This is a genomic window from Streptomyces sp. NPDC029014, assembly GCF_055564695.1.
Genome location: NZ_JBVHVT010000012.1, coordinates 90,554 through 106,896, shown reverse-complemented (window position 1 = coordinate 106,896; position 16,343 = coordinate 90,554). Strand labels below are relative to the sequence as shown.

The 16,343-nt window shown below is 73.7% G+C and carries 16 protein-coding genes; 11 read left to right on the top strand and 5 right to left on the bottom strand.

Features of this window, described 5'->3' with window-relative positions:
* Positions 1–51 precede the first annotated feature (51 nt).
* On the bottom strand, positions 52–453 hold the full coding sequence (locus tag ACZ4VL_RS09310; RefSeq protein WP_468197661.1) for a DnaJ family domain-containing protein: 402 nt from the start codon (positions 451–453) through the stop codon (positions 52–54).
* Positions 454–632: 179 nt separating this feature from the next.
* On the opposite strand from ACZ4VL_RS09310, the gene ACZ4VL_RS09305 reads away from it, so the two are divergent.
* Positions 633–2,060, top strand: coding sequence for an MFS transporter (locus ACZ4VL_RS09305; RefSeq protein WP_468197658.1), 1,428 nt, complete (start codon positions 633–635; stop codon positions 2,058–2,060).
* Positions 2,061–2,148: 88 nt separating this feature from the next.
* Complete coding sequence (locus ACZ4VL_RS09300; protein WP_468197656.1) at positions 2,149–2,691, top strand: ATP-binding protein; 543 nt, start codon at positions 2,149–2,151, stop codon at positions 2,689–2,691.
* 74 nt (positions 2,692–2,765) lie between these two features.
* Here the strand turns inward: ACZ4VL_RS09300 and ACZ4VL_RS09295 are convergent, their stop codons facing one another.
* The gene (locus ACZ4VL_RS09295; protein WP_468197654.1) at positions 2,766–3,587 is read right to left on the bottom strand and encodes a SigB/SigF/SigG family RNA polymerase sigma factor; all 822 of its coding nucleotides are present in this window, start codon (positions 3,585–3,587) and stop codon (positions 2,766–2,768) included.
* A gap of 122 nt (positions 3,588–3,709) precedes the next feature.
* The gene (locus ACZ4VL_RS09290) at positions 3,710–4,945 is read right to left on the bottom strand and encodes an AI-2E family transporter (protein WP_468197651.1); all 1,236 of its coding nucleotides are present in this window, start codon (positions 4,943–4,945) and stop codon (positions 3,710–3,712) included.
* Between the two features lie 247 nt (positions 4,946–5,192).
* Here ACZ4VL_RS09290 and ACZ4VL_RS09285 point away from each other — a divergent pair, with 247 nt between their 5' ends.
* The 4 genes from ACZ4VL_RS09285 (at position 5,193) to ctaF (ending at position 9,123) form a co-directional block, all read left to right on the top strand.
* Complete coding sequence (locus ACZ4VL_RS09285; RefSeq protein ID WP_468197649.1) at positions 5,193–5,831, top strand: type 1 glutamine amidotransferase domain-containing protein; 639 nt, start codon at positions 5,193–5,195, stop codon at positions 5,829–5,831.
* Positions 5,809–6,906 carry a carboxylate-amine ligase gene (locus ACZ4VL_RS09280; RefSeq protein WP_468197646.1) on the top strand — a complete coding sequence of 366 codons (1,098 nt, stop codon included), beginning with the start codon at positions 5,809–5,811 and terminating at the stop codon, positions 6,904–6,906. The genes ACZ4VL_RS09285 and ACZ4VL_RS09280 overlap by 23 nt, the downstream gene beginning before the upstream one ends.
* Positions 6,907–7,046: 140 nt before the next feature.
* Positions 7,047–8,744 (top strand): aa3-type cytochrome oxidase subunit I, encoded by a 1,698-nt coding sequence (ctaD, locus tag ACZ4VL_RS09275; protein WP_468197644.1) that lies wholly within the window; start codon positions 7,047–7,049, stop codon positions 8,742–8,744.
* A complete protein-coding gene (gene ctaF, locus ACZ4VL_RS09270; RefSeq protein ID WP_468197642.1) occupies positions 8,734–9,123 on the top strand; it encodes an aa3-type cytochrome oxidase subunit IV in 390 nt (129 codons plus the stop codon). Before ctaD ends, ctaF begins: the two co-directional genes overlap by 11 nt.
* Before the next feature lie 40 nt (positions 9,124–9,163).
* Here the strand turns inward: ctaF and qcrB are convergent, their stop codons facing one another.
* Complete coding sequence (qcrB, locus tag ACZ4VL_RS09265; protein ID WP_468197639.1) at positions 9,164–10,840, bottom strand: cytochrome bc1 complex cytochrome b subunit; 1,677 nt, start codon at positions 10,838–10,840, stop codon at positions 9,164–9,166.
* A 311-nt stretch (positions 10,841–11,151) separates the two neighbouring features.
* Here qcrB and ACZ4VL_RS09260 point away from each other — a divergent pair, with 311 nt between their 5' ends.
* Together ACZ4VL_RS09260 and ACZ4VL_RS09255 are read left to right on the top strand one after the other, a co-directional pair.
* Positions 11,152–11,898: a VOC family protein gene (locus tag ACZ4VL_RS09260; protein WP_404239228.1), complete on the top strand. Its 747-nt coding sequence runs from the start codon at positions 11,152–11,154 to the stop codon at positions 11,896–11,898.
* A gap of 14 nt (positions 11,899–11,912) precedes the next feature.
* Complete coding sequence (locus tag ACZ4VL_RS09255) at positions 11,913–12,860, top strand: SLAC1 family transporter (protein ID WP_468197637.1); 948 nt, start codon at positions 11,913–11,915, stop codon at positions 12,858–12,860.
* Between the two features lie 8 nt (positions 12,861–12,868).
* Here ACZ4VL_RS09255 and ACZ4VL_RS09250 read toward each other — a convergent pair whose 3' ends face one another.
* The gene (locus ACZ4VL_RS09250) at positions 12,869–13,618 is read right to left on the bottom strand and encodes a YoaK family protein (RefSeq protein WP_468197635.1); all 750 of its coding nucleotides are present in this window, start codon (positions 13,616–13,618) and stop codon (positions 12,869–12,871) included.
* Here ACZ4VL_RS09250 and ACZ4VL_RS09245 point away from each other — a divergent pair.
* The 3 genes from ACZ4VL_RS09245 (at position 13,617) to ACZ4VL_RS09235 (ending at position 16,318) form a co-directional block, all read left to right on the top strand.
* The gene (locus ACZ4VL_RS09245; protein ID WP_468197633.1) at positions 13,617–14,051 is read left to right on the top strand and encodes a VOC family protein; all 435 of its coding nucleotides are present in this window, start codon (positions 13,617–13,619) and stop codon (positions 14,049–14,051) included. The genes ACZ4VL_RS09250 and ACZ4VL_RS09245 overlap by 2 nt on opposite strands.
* Positions 14,052–14,158: 107 nt before the next feature.
* Positions 14,159–15,373: an RNA ligase gene (locus tag ACZ4VL_RS09240; RefSeq protein ID WP_468197631.1), complete on the top strand. Its 1,215-nt coding sequence runs from the start codon at positions 14,159–14,161 to the stop codon at positions 15,371–15,373.
* 3 nt (positions 15,374–15,376) lie between these two features.
* Complete coding sequence (locus ACZ4VL_RS09235) at positions 15,377–16,318, top strand: phosphatase domain-containing protein (RefSeq protein ID WP_468197629.1); 942 nt, start codon at positions 15,377–15,379, stop codon at positions 16,316–16,318.
* Positions 16,319–16,343: the final 25 nt, after the last annotated feature.

Below are 16,343 nucleotides of genomic sequence, written 5' to 3'. Positions count from 1 at the left end.
AAGGTCACCGTCGGTGCCGGCCCCCTCGGGGCCGCCGCGCCCGGGTCGGAGTCAGCCGGTGCGTCCCGCGCGCCAGGCCGCGAGGACCTCGTCGACGTCGAAGACGGCCAGGCGCAGTGGCGGTCCGGGCGGCGGCCTGCGCAGTGCGGCGCGGATCTTCTCGTTGATCTCCGCGAGCACGGCGCGGACCTGCCGCTCCGAGCGGGCCGAGTGCACCGCCTCCAGCGCGTCCTCGGCCTCCTTGCGCAGGGCGAGGGAGGGCGGCAGGGCGGCGAAGCCCTCGCGGTGCAGCTTCTCCTTGACCCACCACATCTCGTCGTACGGGGCGTCGGCGGAGGCCAGCGGTTTGCCCAGGCCCTCCAGCTGGTCGAAGGCGCCGCGCTCGGCGGCCTCCCTGATCTGCCGGTCCACCCAGGACTCGAAGCCGACCCCCGGCGGCTTGCGCTCGGTCACGGTTCCTCCCTCGACTCCGGGGCCCGTGGCCCCAAGTCCGGCTGACCTGCGGCCCGCTGCGGACCGTGGGGCCAGCGTAGCGCCGCGCTAAGTATCTTGACGTCGAGATTAATGTCCGGCAGGCTACCGCGAGATATCTCGACATCGAGATATTTTCACGGGGGAATCGGAGGCCCGGCATGAAGCGGCGGAGCGCGGAACGGCACACCGGCGGGGCGGAGGGCGGCGGAAACGGCCTGATCGCACAGTTGCGCCGGCCGCCCGGCGGCCGCGACGCCCGGATCATGCTGTTCGGCCAGCTGCTGGACCGGACCGGCACCGGGGTGTGGGCCGCCGCCTCGGTCCTGTTCTTCACCTTCGTCGTCGGACTCGACGCCGGACAGCTGGGCCTCCTGCTCGGGGCCGGCGCGATCGCGGGCATCGCCGGCTCACCGCTCGCCGGGCACCTCGCCGACCGCTTCCCGCTGCGCCCCCTGCTGATCGCCTGCCACCTGGTGCGCCTCGCCGCCCTCTGCGCCCTGCTCGTGGTCACCCGCTTCGACGTGCTGCTGCTCGTGGTCGCCGTCACCCAGCTGGGCGACCGTGCCGCCAAGACCCTGGAGATGCTCTTCGCGACGCGGGTCGCCGGCGAGCGGCGCGCCACCTACCAGGCCCTGTCGCGCAGCGCGGCGAACGCCGGCTACGCCGTCGGCGCCGGCATCGCAGCCGTCGGCCTCGCCGTGGGGACCCGGGAGGCGTACGCGGTCCTCATCCTCGGCAACGCGCTGTCGTTCCTCGCGGCCGCGGTGCTGGTCGGGCGCACCCGGGAGCCGCACGGCCACGGTCGCCTGACCGCGCCGGCCCCGGCCGCGGAGAGCGCGCCGGCGGAGCACGCGCCCGGGGCGACCGCGCACGCGGGCGGCGGACGGAGCCCCTGGCGGGACCGCGGCTACCTCCGCTTCGTCCTGCTCGACATCCCGCTCAACCTCGACGACTCCATCCTCAACGTCGGGCTGCCGCTCTGGCTCGTCCACCGCACCGACGCACCCCACGCCCTCGTACCGGCCTTCCTCGCGATCAACACCGTGCTCGTCGTCGTCCTCCAGCTGACCGTGTCCGCCCGGGTCGAGGGGCCGCGCCCGGCCGCGCGCGCCGCCGCCTGGTACGGGCTCCTGCTGTTCGCCTGCTGCGCCGTCCTCGCCCTCACCCCCGCCCACGGCGCCTGGGCCGCCTCGCTCGCCCTGCTGGCCGCGGCGGTGCTGGTCACCGCGGCGGAGCTGGTGCGCTCGGTGAGCTCCTGGGAACTCGCGGTGTCGCTCGCGCCCCGGCAGGCCAGGGCCTCGTACCTGGGGGTGGCCGGGATCTCCCCGTCGGTGCAGAAGGCCGCCGGCCCGCTGCTGCTGACCGGCGCGGTCATGGCGGCCGGACCGGCCGGCTGGATCGCGCTGGGCGCGGCGGTGGCGGGGCTGTCCCTCGTCCAGCGCGGGGCCGCCCTGCGCCGGCTGGACGTCGTCCGCCCCGAGCGGTCGGAGCGCCCCGAGCAGGCTGCAGGGACCGGGCAGGCCGCACCGTCCGGGCCCGCCCGGCCGGGGCTCCCGGCGCGCGGGGGCGGCGCGCCCGTAGGCTGAACGAGGCCGCCCGGCGAATGTTCCCGGCCCGGCCGGGTAGGCGGATTTCGCCAGGTCGCTCGGCAAAGGAGGAACGAGGCACCATGCCATGAGCGAGGAGATCCGCAGGCTGGCACTCGGCGGCGGAACGGGAGGCGTCGTGGCCCGCTGCCGTCAGTTCACCCTGGACGCCCTCACCGCCTGGCAGTGGATCGGCCGACCGGCCGGCGACGACCCGGACCGGGCGGACGGGCACCACGGCGGTGACGCGGACGGCGACGACCCGGACCGCGGCGACCCGGACCGCACCGAGGCCGTCGAGGGCGACCCGGACCGCACCGAGGCCGTCGAGGACGTCCTGTTGATGGTCTCCGAACTGGTGAGCAACGCCTGCGTGCACGCGGGCGGCCCCAGCGAACTGGTCCTGCGCCGCACCTCCGACCGGCTCCGGGTGGAGGTCGGCGACGGGAGCCCCGAGCACCCCCGTCGCCGAACGGCCGATGACCCCACCCTCCCCGGCGGGCACGGCCTGCTGGTGGTGGACCGGCTCGCCCGCGACTGGGGTTGGGAGCCCCGCCCGGGCGGGGCCGGCAAGACGGTCTGGGCAGAGGTCCGGTCACCGCACCCACCGCACCCGTGGCGACCGCAGTAGGCGACGACCGCAGGGGGGCGAAGTGCAGGTGCGGAGGGGGCCGGCCGGCCCGGCCACGGCCGGGCGGAGCGCGGTCAGTCGTCCTCGAGCAGGCTCGCCCGCAGCGTGGCCAGGGTACGGCTGAGGAGCCGCGATACGTGCATCTGGGACAGACCCAGCCGCTCGCCGATCTCGGACTGGGTCAGCTCGTCCCCGAAGCGCAGGGACAGCAGGGTGCGCTCGCGCGGGGGCAGCGTGGCCAGCACCGGCTTGAGGGACTCCAGGCACTCGATGCGGTCGTAGGCCGTCTCCTCCTCGCCGAGCGAGGGCCGGTCGGATCCGGGCTGCCGGTCGCCGTCCTCGCGCGCCGGAGCGTCCAGGGAGCGCGCCGAGTACGCGTGCGCCGCCTTCTGCCCCTCTGCGAACTCCTCCTCGCTGACGTGCAGGTGCTCGGCGACCTCCCCGTCCGTGGGCTCGCGGCCCAGGTCCTGCTCCAGGGCGTCGTGCGCCTTGGCGGCGCCGATCCGCAGCTCCTGGAGCCTGCGGGGCACCCGGACGGCCCAGCTGGTGTCACGGAAGAACCTCTTCATCTCCCCGGTGATGGTCGGCAGGGCGAACGTGGTGAACTCCACGCCCCGCTCCGGGTCGAACCTGTTGATGGCCTTGATCAGACCGATCGTCCCGACCTGGACGATGTCCTCCATGGGCTCGCTGCGCCCGCGGAAGCGGCGCGCGGCGTACTTGACCAGGCTGAGGTTGAGTTCGACGAGGGTGTTGCGCACGTAGGAGTACTCGGCCGTGCCCTCCTCGAGGGCCCGCAGTCTGCGGAATAGGGTCTCCGACAGGGCGCGGGCCTCGCCGGTGCTCACACTCAGCGTGTCCTGCGGGATTCCTTCGGTGACCTCTGAATACAGCATGTCGGCTCCTCCGACGGATGGTCGCGCCGCACTGCTGTACGACCCGGCCGTCTCGCGAGCTTTCCTGAGGGATATACCCCCGGCGGACCCCCGCGAAAGCAGCCCGCCCGATCGGGCCGGGATCAACCCCCGCCGGCCCGGTTCCGCAGGGCCAGCCGGACCGCCCACAGCACCGAGACCAGGGGTACGGCCACCACCGCGCCCACCAGCCCCGCGGCGATGGTCCCCGCGGCCACCGACAGTGCGACCACGAGCGGGTGCAGCCGCACCGCCCAGCTCATCACCATCGGGTGCAGCACGTGCCCCTCGAGCTGTCCGATCAGCACGATCAGCGCGACCACGAGGGCGGCGATCAGCGGTCCCTTGGCCGCCAGCGCGACGACCACGGCGACCGCGAGGGCGATCGGCGACCCGATCAGCGGGATGAACGCGAGGAAGAACTCCAGCAGCGCCAGCGGCACCGCCAGCGGGACCCCCAGGGCGTACAGCGCGATCCCGACGAGCACGGCGTTGGTCGCGGCGACGAGCACGATCCCGTGGGTGTACCCGGTGAACGCCCGCCACGCCGCCCGGCCCGCGACCTGCGCCCGGTCCCGCCCGCCCGGCGGGAGCTGGTCGCACACCCAGTTCCACTGGCGCTCGCCCGACGCGATGAAGAACACCGCGCAGAACAGGCCCAGCGCCCCGATGGTCAGCGCGTGCGCCAGCCGGCCCGCGCTGTCCAGCGCCGTGCTGAGCAGCGAGGTGCGGTGGCTGGCGAGGTACTCGCCGATCCGCTCCCGCAGATCGGACAGCGCTCCCGGGGCCAACCCGAACGGCGCCCGGTCCAGCCAGGTCTGGAGCCGGCCGAGGCCGACCCGGAACTCCCCGACCAGGGACTGCCACTCCATGGCCACCGTCTCGCCGATGCCCGCGAGCACGCCCATCAGGAGCACCGTGCTCCCGATGACCGCGCAGGCCACCGCCAGCGGGCGCGGCATCCACCGGTCCAGCAGGTCCGCCGCCGGACGCAGCAGCGCGGCCCCGACCAGGCCGAGGAAGACGGCCACCGCCACTTCGTGGAACCGGCCCAGCACCACGAAGACCGTGTACACGGCCGCGCCGACCACCAGCAGCCGCCAGGCGTAGGCCGCGGCCGTCCGCAGCGGCGGGGACACCGCGCCCGGGCCCGTGTGCCTGCCCGTACCCGCGCCCTGCCCGGGTGGCGGCCTGCGGCCGCGCGCACCGGCCCCGCCCCGGGGCCCGGTCCCGTACCGGGCGCGGGAGCGGCGGGCCGTCACCCGGATGGAGGAGCGCGGGCCGTCCCCGCGCGGCCCCTCCGGGCGGCGGTCCGGCCGCGCCGCGGATCGCCTGCTCATCTACGCGTGTACCGCCTCTGCCGGTGGCGAAGGGTCCGTCCCCGTACGAGGTGCCACGCACGGCCGGACGGCGCACGCGTCCCTGCGGACATTCGCCCGAAGGAGGCGGCCGGACGCCGGATGCCCGGAATTCCGGAGTTCCGCGCACGGGCATCCCTGCCATGCTTGAGGTGAGTCCTACCGGGCAGACGCGGAACCCACCTGGGGCGCCGGCCGTCCGGGCCCCGGACCGAAGGAAGTGAGCCTGGTGCGCATCGCCTTTCTGACCGCGCCCGCGGGCGTGGAGGAGATCGAGCTCATCGAGCCGTGGAAAGCCGTGCTCGACGCCGGCTGGGACCCACGGCTCGTCTCCACGGAGTCGGGGGAGGTCCGCGCCTTCCGGCACCTGGAGAAGGCCGGCCGCCACCACGTCGACGAGGTGCTCGGGGACGACCCGGCCGCGACCGCGGACGGCTTCGACGCGCTCGTCCTGCCGGGCGGCCTGGCCAATCCGGACGCCCTGCGCCTGCACGAGGGTGCCGTCCGGTTCGTCCGTTGCTTCTTCGACGCGGCCAGACCGGTCGCGGCGATCTGCCATGCGCCCTGGGTGCTGGTCGAGGCCGACGTCGTACGGGGCCGCACGCTGACCTCGTGGCCGAGCCTGGCGACCGACGTGCGCAATGCCGGCGGCACCTGGGTGGACGAGGAGGTCCACGTCTGCCGGGCCGCCCCCGCCACCCTGGTCACCAGCCGAAAACCGGCTGACCTGGACGCCTTCTGCGGGGCGCTCGTCAGAGAGTTCGACAGGGAGTTCGACACGAGGTTCGAGGCGGGGGACAGGACCGGGTTCGAAGCGGCTACTTCGGCGAGGAGTTCGGCGCGACATGACCACCACGGTCGGGGTTGAGGAAGAGTACGTACTGCTGGACCCCGTCACCCACCTCCCGGTGGCCTGCGCCGAGGAGGTACGGGCCAGGGCGGGCATCGGGACCTGGGCGGACGAGGGCGAGGTCCAGCACGAGCTGCTCCAGGCACAGGTGGAAGTGGCCACTCCGGTCTGCACGGACCTGGAGGAGATCGGCGGCCACCTGCTGAGGCTGCGGCACGCGGTGGCGGCCGCCGCCGAAGCGGAGGGGTGCGTGGTCGCCAAGACGGCCACGGTGCCGCTCCGCGACGGCGTGCCGGTGCCGGTCACCCGGGAGACGCGCTACCTGAAGATGCGCGAGGAGGCAGGCCGGCTGGTCGACGAGCAACTGATCAACGGGATGCACGTGCACGTCGCGATCCCGGACCGGGACACCGGCGTGGCCGCCATGAACCGGCTGCGGGTCTGGCTGCCGACCCTGCTCGCGATGTCCGCGAACTCGCCCATGTGGGACGGCCGGGACACCGGCTTCGCGAGCTGGCGCACCATCGTCTTCGGCCGCTGGCCGGTCAGCGGCCTGCCGCCGCACTTCGACTCGCTCGCCGACTACGAGCAGCGGATCGACTCGCTCGTGGAGTCCGGGATGATCCCCGACCGGGGCCAGCTGTACTGGCAGGCGCGGCTGTCCGAGCGCTACCCCACGATCGAGATCCGGTGCCTGGACGTGCAGCTGGAGGCCGACGACGCCGTCCTGCTCGCCGGCATCGCCCGGGGCCTGATCACCACCGCGGTCAACGAGGAGAAGGCGGGCGTCCCGCAACCGTTCTGCCCGCCCGAGCTGCTCCAGGCCTCCCTGTGGCACGCGGCCCGCTACGGCCTCAGCAGCACCCTCCTCGACCCGCACGGGCACCGGCAGAGCGCCGGCGACGTGCTGTACATGCTGGTCCAGCACATCACGCCCGCCCTGGAGGAGGCCGGCGACCTGCGGGAGGTCAGCGCGCTGCTGCACCGGCTGCTCCAGCAGGGCACCCCCGCGGACCGGCAGCGCCGCGCCTTCACCGACGGCGGGATGCAGGCCCTGACCGACCTCATCACCACCAAGGACGCCGCGGACTGACCCGGCCTCCCGAGGGCGGTCCGACCGGGCCACATTGCGGCGCGCCGCCGCACCGCAACGCCCCCGCAGCCTGTAGCAGAGGGGGTAGCGGTACGGCGGCCGCCGGGCCGCGGTGCGGTGGCGAGGGCTCGGGAGGCCGGATGACGTCAGTGGACCCCTCACCCCACGGCCCACCGCCCTCGGCACCCGAGTGGTCCGCCCGGCCGGCGGAGGCCGGGCAGCGCACCGAACGGCGCGTCGGGCAGGGCGCGGCGGTGCTGCGCTGGCTGTCGACCACCGACCACAAGGTGATCGGCAACCTCTACCTCGTGACGGCCTTCGCCTTCTTCCTGTTCGCCGGGGTCCTGGCCCTGCTCATGCGGGCCGAACTCGCCCGCCCCGGCAACCAGGTCTTCTCGAACCAGCAGTACAACGAGCTGTTCACCGTGCACGGCACCGTGATGATGCTGCTGTTCGCCACCCCCACCTTCACCGGTTTCGCCAATGCGGTGATGCCCCTGCAGATCGGCGCGCCCGACGTCGCCTTCCCCCGGCTGAACGCGTTCACGTACTGGGTGTACCTGTTCGGCGGCCTGATGGTGGTGTCCGGGTTCCTCACCGAGCAGGGGGCGGCCGCCTTCGGCTGGTTCGCGTACGCCCCGCTCAACGGAGCCGTGTACGCACCCGGCCCCGGCTCCGACCTGTGGGTGATGGGGCTGGCGGTGTCCGGGCTGAGCACCATCCTCGGCGCCGTCAACTTCATCACCACCATCGTCTGCCTGCGCGCGCCCGGGATGACCCTGTTCCGCATGCCCATCTTCACCTGGAACGTGCTCTTCACGTCGATCCTGGCGCTGCTGGCCTTCCCCGTCCTGGCCGCCACCCTGCTGGCCCTCGAAGCGGACCGCAAACTCGGCGCGCACGTCTTCGACGCGGCCAACGGGGGAGCCCTGCTGTGGCAGCACCTCTTCTGGTTCTTCGGCCACCCCGAGGTCTACATCGTGGCCCTGCCGTTCTTCGGGGTGGTCAGCGAGATCGTGCCCGTCTTCAGTCGCAAGCCCATGTTCGGCTACGCCTCCCTCATCGGCGCCACCATCGCCATCACCGGGCTGTCCGCCACGGTGTGGGCGCACCACATGTTCGCGACGGGCGCGGTGCTGCTGCCGTTCTTCGCGCTCCTCTCCTTCCTGATCGCCGTACCGACGGGGGTGAAGTTCTTCAACTGGATCGGGACCATGTGGAGCGGTTCGCTGTCCTTCGAGACCCCGATGCTGTGGTCGGTGGGCTTCCTCGTCACCTTCCTCCTCGGCGGGTTGACGGGCGTCCTCGTGGCCTCCCCACCGCTGGACTTCCACCTGACGGACAGTTACTTCGTCGTCGCCCACCTGCACTACGTCCTGTTCGGCACGATCGTCTTCGCGACCTTCGCCGGCTTCTACTTCTGGTGGCCCAAGCTCACCGGCCGGATGCTGGACGAGCGGCTCGGCCGGATCCACTTCTGGACCCTCTTCACCGGCTTCCAGACCACCTTCCTCGTCCAGCACTGGCTCGGCGAGGCCGGCATGCCCCGCCGTTACGCCGACTACCTGGCCGGGGACGGGTTCACGGTCCTCAACTCGGTCTCCACCATCGGTGCCTTCCTGCTGGGGCTGTCCACCCTGCCGTTCCTCTACAACGTGTGGCGGACGCAGACCCGTGGTGCGCGGGTGACCGTCGACGACCCCTGGGGCTGGGGGAGGTCACTCGAATGGGCGACCAGCTGCCCGCCGCCCCGGCACAACTTCCACGCCCTGCCGCGGATCCGCTCCGAATCCCCGGCCTTCGACCTGCACCACCCGGAGGTGACCCGTGAAGGGTGAGGCCTGGCTGTTCACCGGCACCGCCCTGTTCTTCGGGGCCACCATGGTCGTCTACGCCTGGTTCTCGGGGGAGCCGGCGGGCACCGCCGCCCTGGCCGTGTCGTTCCTCATGACGGCCCTGGTCGCCGCGTTCCTGTGGCGGCAGCACCTCCGCGGCGGCAGCCGGCCGGAGGACCGGGGCGCCGCCGAGGTGCAGGAAGCGGGCGGGCGGCGCGAGTTCTTCCCGGGCCGCACCTACCTCCCGGTCGCGGCGGCCGCGGGCACCGCCCTGATCGGCCTGGGCGTGGTCCAGGGGCTGTGGCTGTGCCTGGTCGGGTTCGGCGTCCTGGCGCCGGCCGTGGTCGGCTTCGCCTTCCGCACCCTCGACCACCCGCAGTGACAGGACGGTACGGGCCCGGGGTCGGGCCGGGGGATCCGGCTCAGTGCCCGTCCGCGGGCGGCCGCCGGTCCGGTCCGGCCAGGACGTCCTCGACCTGGCGGCGCTGCTCGGCGGTCGCCGGGTAGCGCACCCGGTCGGCGTAGTACCAGGAGGAGAGCGCGAACCGGGCCCGCCACGCCGGGTGCTGCAGCCGTCGCCGCAGCCGCCCGGCACCGGCCGCTCGTTCGGGGCCCGCCGCCGGAAGGGGCCGCGGTCGTTCCCGTACGAGCAGCCCGTACCGCTCGTCGGCCGACAGCGGTCGGTGCTGCGGGTGGAAACCGCCCTCCACCCCCTGCACCACCAGTCCCGACTCCGCGCCCCCGGCCAGCTCCGCGGCCTCCCGCGCCTGCAGCGCGAGGCACAGCCGCCGCGTCGTCCAGAACGCGACCACCGGCGCTGCGAAGAACGCCGCCCGCAGCGTCCAGGTCACCCCGGCGACCGGCACGTCGAAGACGAACGCCGCGATGTCCTGGCCGCCCGCGACGAGCAGCACGGCGTAGCAGGACAGTGCCCCCGCCGCCAGCCCGGTGCGCACCGGCCGGTCGCGCGGCCGGTCGCACAGGTGCCGCTCGCCCGGCCCGGGCGTGATCCACCGCTCGAAGAAGGGGTACGCGTACAGCACGGCGAACAGCAGCCCCGGCATCAGCACCGCGGTGACCAGCGGGTTCCAGCTCACGGTGTGGCCCGCGACGCGGGTCTCCACGCCCGGCATCAGCCGCAGCGCCCCCTCCAGGAACCCGATGTACCAGTCCGGTTGGGAACCCGTGGAGACCAGGTCCGGCCGGTAGGGGCCGTACACCCAGATCGGGTTGACCTGGGCGACGCCGCCCAGGACCGCGAGCACGCCGGCCGCGGCCAGGAGCAGCCCGCCGGACTTGGCCACGTAGTTCGGGAAGAAGGGAAGGCCGACGGCGTTGCGGGCGGTCCTGCCGCGGCCGGGCCACTGCGTGTGCTTCAGCACGAAGACCAGCAGCACATGCGCGGTGACCAGGGCCACCAGCAGGCCCGGCACGAGCAGGATGTGCAGCGGGTACAGCCGCGGCACGATGTCGTCGCCGGGGAACTGGCCGCCGAAGACCAGCATGCTCAGGTACGTGCCGACGACCGGAACCGACAGCATGATCCCCTGGGCGATCCTCAGACCGGTGCCCGACAGCAGGTCGTCGGGGAGCGAGTAGCCGGCGAACCCCTCCAGCAGCGCCAGCATGAAGAGCGTGACTCCGATCGTCCAGTTGAGTTCGCGCGGCCGGCGGAAGGCGCCGGTGAGGAAGACGCGCAGCATGTGCACGCCGATCGCGGCGACGAACACGATGGCGGCCCAGTGGTGCATCTGGCGGACCAGCAGTCCGCCCCGCACGTCGAAGCTGATCTGCAGGGTGGAGGCGTACGCGCGGGACATCGGCACGCCCTGCAGCGGCTCGTAGGACCCCCGGTAGACCTCTTCGGCCATCGACGGGTCGAAGAAGAAGGTCAGGTACACGCCGGTCAGCAGCAGCACCACGAAGGCGTACAGGGCGATCTCGCCCAGCAGGAACGACCAGTGGTCGGGGAAGGCCTTGCGCAGCGCCGACCGGGTGAGCTCCGCCAGCGGGAGCCGCGCGTCGAGCGCCTCCGCCGCACCCACCACCGCGCGCCCCGCCCTGGCCTTCCGTCCTGTCGTCCGCGTCGACGCCGGCACCCGGTGCACCTCCTGTCGGAGCCCTCGCCGTCGCAGGGAGGGGGAGGGAGGGCCGGGCGGCCGCCCGGAGTAGCCGCAACGCTACAGAAAGGGGTCATTGCGGATCAATTCAGACACGGTGCTCCCGGTCCGGGCGCATCATGGGGGTACCACCACCGGATGGGCGCGCGGCCGGGCGGCTCCGTGCCACCGCGCCCGACGTGCGGGCCACCGCCCCTGAAGCGAGGATGGGGCGGGACAAGGACGGAGCGTGAGTCGTCGTGGAGATTTCTACGAGAGAGGTCTTCGGCGCCCCGTGCTGGGTGAGCCTGATGGCCCGCGATCTGCAGCGGGCGCAGGAGTTCTACGGCGCGGTCCTCGGGTGGAAGTTCCGGCCCGCCCGCCTGAGCGACGCGTTCACCATCGCCGAGCTCGACGGGGTGGCCGTCGCCGGCATCGGGGCCCTGGCCGGGGACCTGACCGTCGCGCCGACCTGGACGCCCTACTTCGCCGTCGACGACGCCGACGTGGCCACGGACCGGATCCGCGAGCGCAGCGGCACGATCGCGGTCGGCCCCGTCACCTTCGCCGGCGGCGGCCGCGGCGCCGTCGCCGCCGACCGGGACGGCGCCGTCTTCGGCATCTGGGAGGGCCGGGTGTCCTCCGAATGGCGGGTCGGCCGAGGCCGGGCGCCGGCCTGGCTGGAACTGCGCACCCGCGACGCCTTCGAGGCCGCGCTGTTCTACGGCGAGGTCCTGGAGTGGGCCACCGGCCGGCCCGGCTGCTGCGAGGTCTCGTACGAGGACGACCAGGTCGTGCTGCGCCAGGCCGGCGAGCCCGTCGCCCGGCTGAACGGCGGGCTCGGCCCCGACTCCGCCACGCACGCCCCCGAGTCACGGCCCCGCTGGCACGTCTACTTCGGCGTCGCCGACCTCGACGACGCCATCGACGCGGCCCTCGCGGCCGGCGGGACCACCCTGTCGACGATCGTCTCCAGCGCCACCGAGCGCTGGGTGACCGTCCGCGACCCCGAGGGGGCCATGCTCACCCTGACGGCCGCCCGGGCCCAGGGCGGCTGACGCGGGTGGCCGGCGTGCCAGTGGAGCGACTGCGCTCCCTGCCCGGCCTCGCGTGGTGCATGGAACTCCCCCCGGCCGCGGGCGGCGCGGTGATGGCCCCCGGCATCCTCTCCGTCGGCCTGCACCTGATCGGCCGGGAGGTGCTCTCCCTGGCCGCGCTGGCCGTCGCCGGGCTGCTGTGGCTGCTCCTCGGCTTCGCCTTCGGCTGCCGGCTGGTCTGCGACCGGCCACGGTTCCGGGCCGCGTCCTACAGTCCCGCGGCCCTGACCGCGGTCGCCGCCACCGCCGTGCTCGGCTCCCGGATCTCGATGCTGGGCCGGCAGACCGCCGCGACCGCACTGCTGGTGCTGGCCGCGGCCCTGTGGCCCTGGCTGACCGTCGGCGTCGTACGGCACTGGAAGCGGCAGATGGCCGGCGCGGTGTTCCTGGTCTGCGTGGCCACCCAGGGGCTCGCAGTCCTGGCCGCCACGCTGGCCCTCGCCGTGCCCAGCGGCTGGCTCGCCTGGGCGGCGCTGGCCGCCTTCTGCCTCGGCCTGGTCTTCTACGGGGACGCCCTCGCCCGGTTCGACCTGCGCGAGGTGGTGCGCGGGGCGGGCGACCACTGGGTGGCGGGCGGCGCCCTGGCCATCTCGGCGCTCGCCGCGTCGAAGCTCACGGCGGTGCCCTGGACCGGCCCGCTGCACACCGCGCTGCGCTGGGCCACGCTGGTCACCCTCGCGCTGGCCCTCGCCTGGTACGTACTGCTGCTGGCCGCCGAGCTGCGCAGCCGGCGGCCGCACTACGACATCCGGCGCTGGGCGACCGTGTTCCCGCTCGGCATGACGGCCACCGCCTGCTTGTCGGCGGCCGGGCCGACGGGCGTCGGCGTACTGTTCGGGCTGGGCGAGGTGCTGCTGTGGATCGCCGTGGGCGCCTGGCTGCTGACCTTCGTCGCCTTCGCCGTCAGCCGCCGCGCCCGGTGACCGGAGCGTCAGCCGCCGCGCCCGGTGACCGGACCGCCGGACGGCGCGGCCGCGGCCCGGCCCGCCACCGCGATCCACACGAGCAGACCGGCCGTCAGGGCCAGGGCGGCCCACGGGCCGGGGTCCAGCGTCAGCACGGCACCGGCCAGCGCCCCGCAGAACAGCGCCGCGACCGACACCAGCCGCCGCACCGCGGCCGGCCCCCGCCGGTCCGCGGCCAGTCCCGTCAGCGTCCGGGTGACGACGGTGGTCGTCAGATCGGGTACCGCCAGCCGGTGCACGACGGCGTTCTGCATGCCCATGCTGAACGCGAGCAGCCCCACCGCGGGCAGCCGACCCGCGCCGGCCGCGGACACCGCGAGCGCGCCCGCCACCAGCACGGCCTGCGCCGCCACCAGCGGCCCGAACAGCCGTCCGGCCGGGTGGTCGCGGCGGGTCCGGCCGGCCGCCGCCGCCCCGGCGGTGAAGGCGGCGAGCGCCAGCAGGGAGGCGGCGGCCGAGAACTCCCGGTCGCCCGCCAGCGCGAAGCCGAGCAGGACCACGTTGCCGGTCATGTTCGCCACGAACACCTGGTCGAGGCCGATGAAGCTCACCGCGTCGACCAGCCCGCTCACGAACGTCAGCCCGATCAGCAGCGGCGGCAGCACCCCGTGCGCACCGCCCCCGCCGCCCTCCCGCGGCGGGAACAGCCACCCGCCCAGCGCCCGCAGCATCCGTTCCACGGCGTTGTCAGTGCCCCTCGGTAGGGTCGGATCCATGGCCTACACGTTCCAGGTGACCATCGACAGCACCGACCCGCACTCCCTCGCGGACTGGTGGGCGGAATCCCTCGGCTGGGAAGTCGAGCCGACGGACGAGGAATTCATCCGCCGGACCGTCGCAGCGGGGCACGCCTGCGAGGACGACACCACCACCCACCGCGGCAGGCTCGTCTGGAAGGCGGGCACCGCCATCCGCCACCCCGAGGGCACCGACCGTGCGCCCCGGGTCCTCTTCCAGTACGTCCCCGAGCCCAAGACCGTGAAGAACCGCGTCCACCTCGACGTCCGCACCGGGAACGACGACCCCAAGGCGGTCGTCGAGCGCCTGATCGACCGCGGCGCCACCTTCCTGCACGACGCCCGCCAGGGCCCGTTCGCCTGGACCACCCTGGCCGACCCGGAGGGCAACGAACTCTGCGTGTCCACGTGACCCCGCCATGGCCGGGCCGGCCGCACCCCTGCGACCAGCGGTAATTCGGTACCGGGCACTCCCTCCCACAGTCGAGAATGAGACATCTCGAAAACGGGAGGGACCCCATGGGCCACAGCCAGGCCTACCTGACTCTGGACGACCTGATGCCGCGGCAGGAGCTGGCGGCAGCCATCGACGCCGGACACGTCAGCCGCAAGCCGCACCCCGAACTGCCGCTGTCCATCTACACGTACACCAGGACGGCGCAGTACGAGCGGGTCTGGAACCAGGTGACCGTCCGCTGCCGCGGACTCGTCGCCGACGACACCACCGGTGCCGTCGTCGCCCTGCCGCTGCCGAAGTTCTTCAACGTCGGCGAGCACGAGTCCGGACAGCCCTACGCCCCGGCCCTGCCCGACGAGCCGTTCGAGGTGTACGAGAAGGTCGACGGCAGCCTCGCGGTGGTCTTCCACTACGCGGGCGCCTGGCGCGTCGCGTCCAAGGGGTCGTTCATCAGCACGCAGGCGGTCTGGGCGCAGCGCCGCCTCGACGGCCGGGACACCTCGGCCCTCGTGCCCGGCACGACCTACCTCGCCGAGATCCTGTACCCGCAGAACCGTATCGTCGTCGACTACGGCGACCGCCGCGACCTGGTGCTCCTCGCCGCCTTCGGCCCCGACGGCACCGAGGTGCCGCTCGCCGAGGCAGCCGGCCACTGGGAGGGCATCGGATCGGTCGTCACCCTGTGGCCCGCCACGCCGATCGACGAGCTCGTCGCGCTGACCGGGGCGAGCACCCTGCCCGGGGGCCGCGCCGCCACCGGCACCGACGCCGAGGGGTTCGTGCTGCGCTTCGCCTCCGGCGTGCGCGCGAAGGCCAAGCTGGCCGAATACGTGCGCCTGCACAAGGTACTGACCGGTGTCACGGAGCGGGACATCTGGCGCAGCCACGGCGTCCAGCGGTTCGCCGGCCTGCCCGCCAAGCAGGTCGCGCAGGGCCTGGGCTGCACCCTCGCCGAGGTGGACGCCTGGGGCGGCAAGCCGCTCGACGCGCTGCTGGAGCAGGTGCCGGACGAGTTCGACACCTGGGTGCGCGGGGTCATCGCCCGCCTGGAGGACGAGGCCGCGCGGCGCGAGCGGGCCATCGACGAGGCCTTCGCGCAGCTTGCACACCTCGCCTCCGACCGGGGTGCGTTCGCGCGCGCCGTGAAGGCGCTGCCCGACACCGGGATCCGCGCGGCCCTGTTCCTGCGTCTGGACAACCGTCCGACCGGGCTCGTCGTGTGGCGCCACGTGCGGCCGCAGGCGTCCGACCCGTTCACGACCGATGAGGAGAACTGACCAGTGTCCGCACGACCCGAAGAGCCCGTACGGCCCGTCGTCCACGTCATGACGGGGCTGCCGGCCTCGGGGAAGACCACCGCCGCGCGCGCCCTGCAGGCCGAGGCCGCGGGCCGGATGCGCCGCGTCAACCTCGACGACCTGCGCACCATGCTCGACGTGCCGGAACCCGAGCGGGGCCGCTCGTACCGGCACGAGCAGACCGTCCTGGCCGTCCAGGACGCGGCGGTCAGCGCCGCCGTCGAGGACGGCTTCGACGTCGTCGTCGACAACACGCACCTGACCTCGCACATCCCCAAGCGGCTCAAGGCCGCGGTCGCCGGCCGGGCCTCGTTCGTGGTGCACGACTTCACCCACGTCCCGGTGGAGGAATGCCTGCGCCGGGACGCCGGGCGCGAGCGCCCGGTCGGCGAGGAGGTCATCCGGATCCTCGCCGACAAGCACGCCAAGGCGCGCAAGGGCGGGTGGCGGCTCACCGCGGACTGGCTGAACGACGAGCCGGTCGTGCAGCCGTACGTGGCCGACCCGGCGCTGCCCGCGGCAGTGATGTGCGACATCGACGGCACCCTCGCGCTGACCGGTGCCCGCAACCCGTACGACTTCTCGCGCTGCGGGATCGACGCGCTGAACGAGCCGGTCCGCCACGCACTGAACGCCTTCCGGCACGCCGCCGGCGACACCGTCGTGCTGTTGTCCGGGCGCGGTGAGGAGCACCGGCCGCAGACCGAGGAGTGGCTCGCCCGCCACCAGGTGCCGTACGACGAGCTGTGGATGCGCCCGGCCGGGGACACCCGCCGCGACGACATCGTGAAGGCCGAGCTGTTCGACGCGCACGTGCGGCACCGGTACGCGGTGCGGGTGTCGCTCGACGACCGGGACCGGGTCGTGGCGGTCTGGCGCCGGATGGGCCTGCCCACCTGGCAGGTCAACTACGGCGACTTCTAGTGCTGAGGCCGGCCACCCATACTGG

Coding starts and splice junctions, on each gene's coding strand:
- ACZ4VL_RS09305 (WP_468197658.1), top strand. CDS start 633: ATGAAGCGGCGGAGCGCGGAACGGCACACCGGCGGGGCGGAGGGCGGC.
- ACZ4VL_RS09300 (WP_468197656.1), top strand. CDS start 2,149: ATGAGCGAGGAGATCCGCAGGCTGGCACTCGGCGGCGGAACGGGAGGC.
- ACZ4VL_RS09295 (WP_468197654.1), bottom strand. CDS start 3,587: ATGCTGTATTCAGAGGTCACCGAAGGAATCCCGCAGGACACGCTGAGT.
- ACZ4VL_RS09290 (WP_468197651.1), bottom strand. CDS start 4,945: ATGAGCAGGCGATCCGCGGCGCGGCCGGACCGCCGCCCGGAGGGGCCG.
- ACZ4VL_RS09280 (WP_468197646.1), top strand. CDS start 5,809: ATGACCACCACGGTCGGGGTTGAGGAAGAGTACGTACTGCTGGACCCC.
- ctaD (WP_468197644.1), top strand. CDS start 7,047: ATGACGTCAGTGGACCCCTCACCCCACGGCCCACCGCCCTCGGCACCC.
- ACZ4VL_RS09260 (WP_404239228.1), top strand. CDS start 11,152: ATGGCCCGCGATCTGCAGCGGGCGCAGGAGTTCTACGGCGCGGTCCTC.
- ACZ4VL_RS09245 (WP_468197633.1), top strand. CDS start 13,617: ATGGCCTACACGTTCCAGGTGACCATCGACAGCACCGACCCGCACTCC.
- ACZ4VL_RS09250 (WP_468197635.1), bottom strand. CDS start 13,618: ATGGATCCGACCCTACCGAGGGGCACTGACAACGCCGTGGAACGGATG.
- ACZ4VL_RS09240 (WP_468197631.1), top strand. CDS start 14,159: ATGGGCCACAGCCAGGCCTACCTGACTCTGGACGACCTGATGCCGCGG.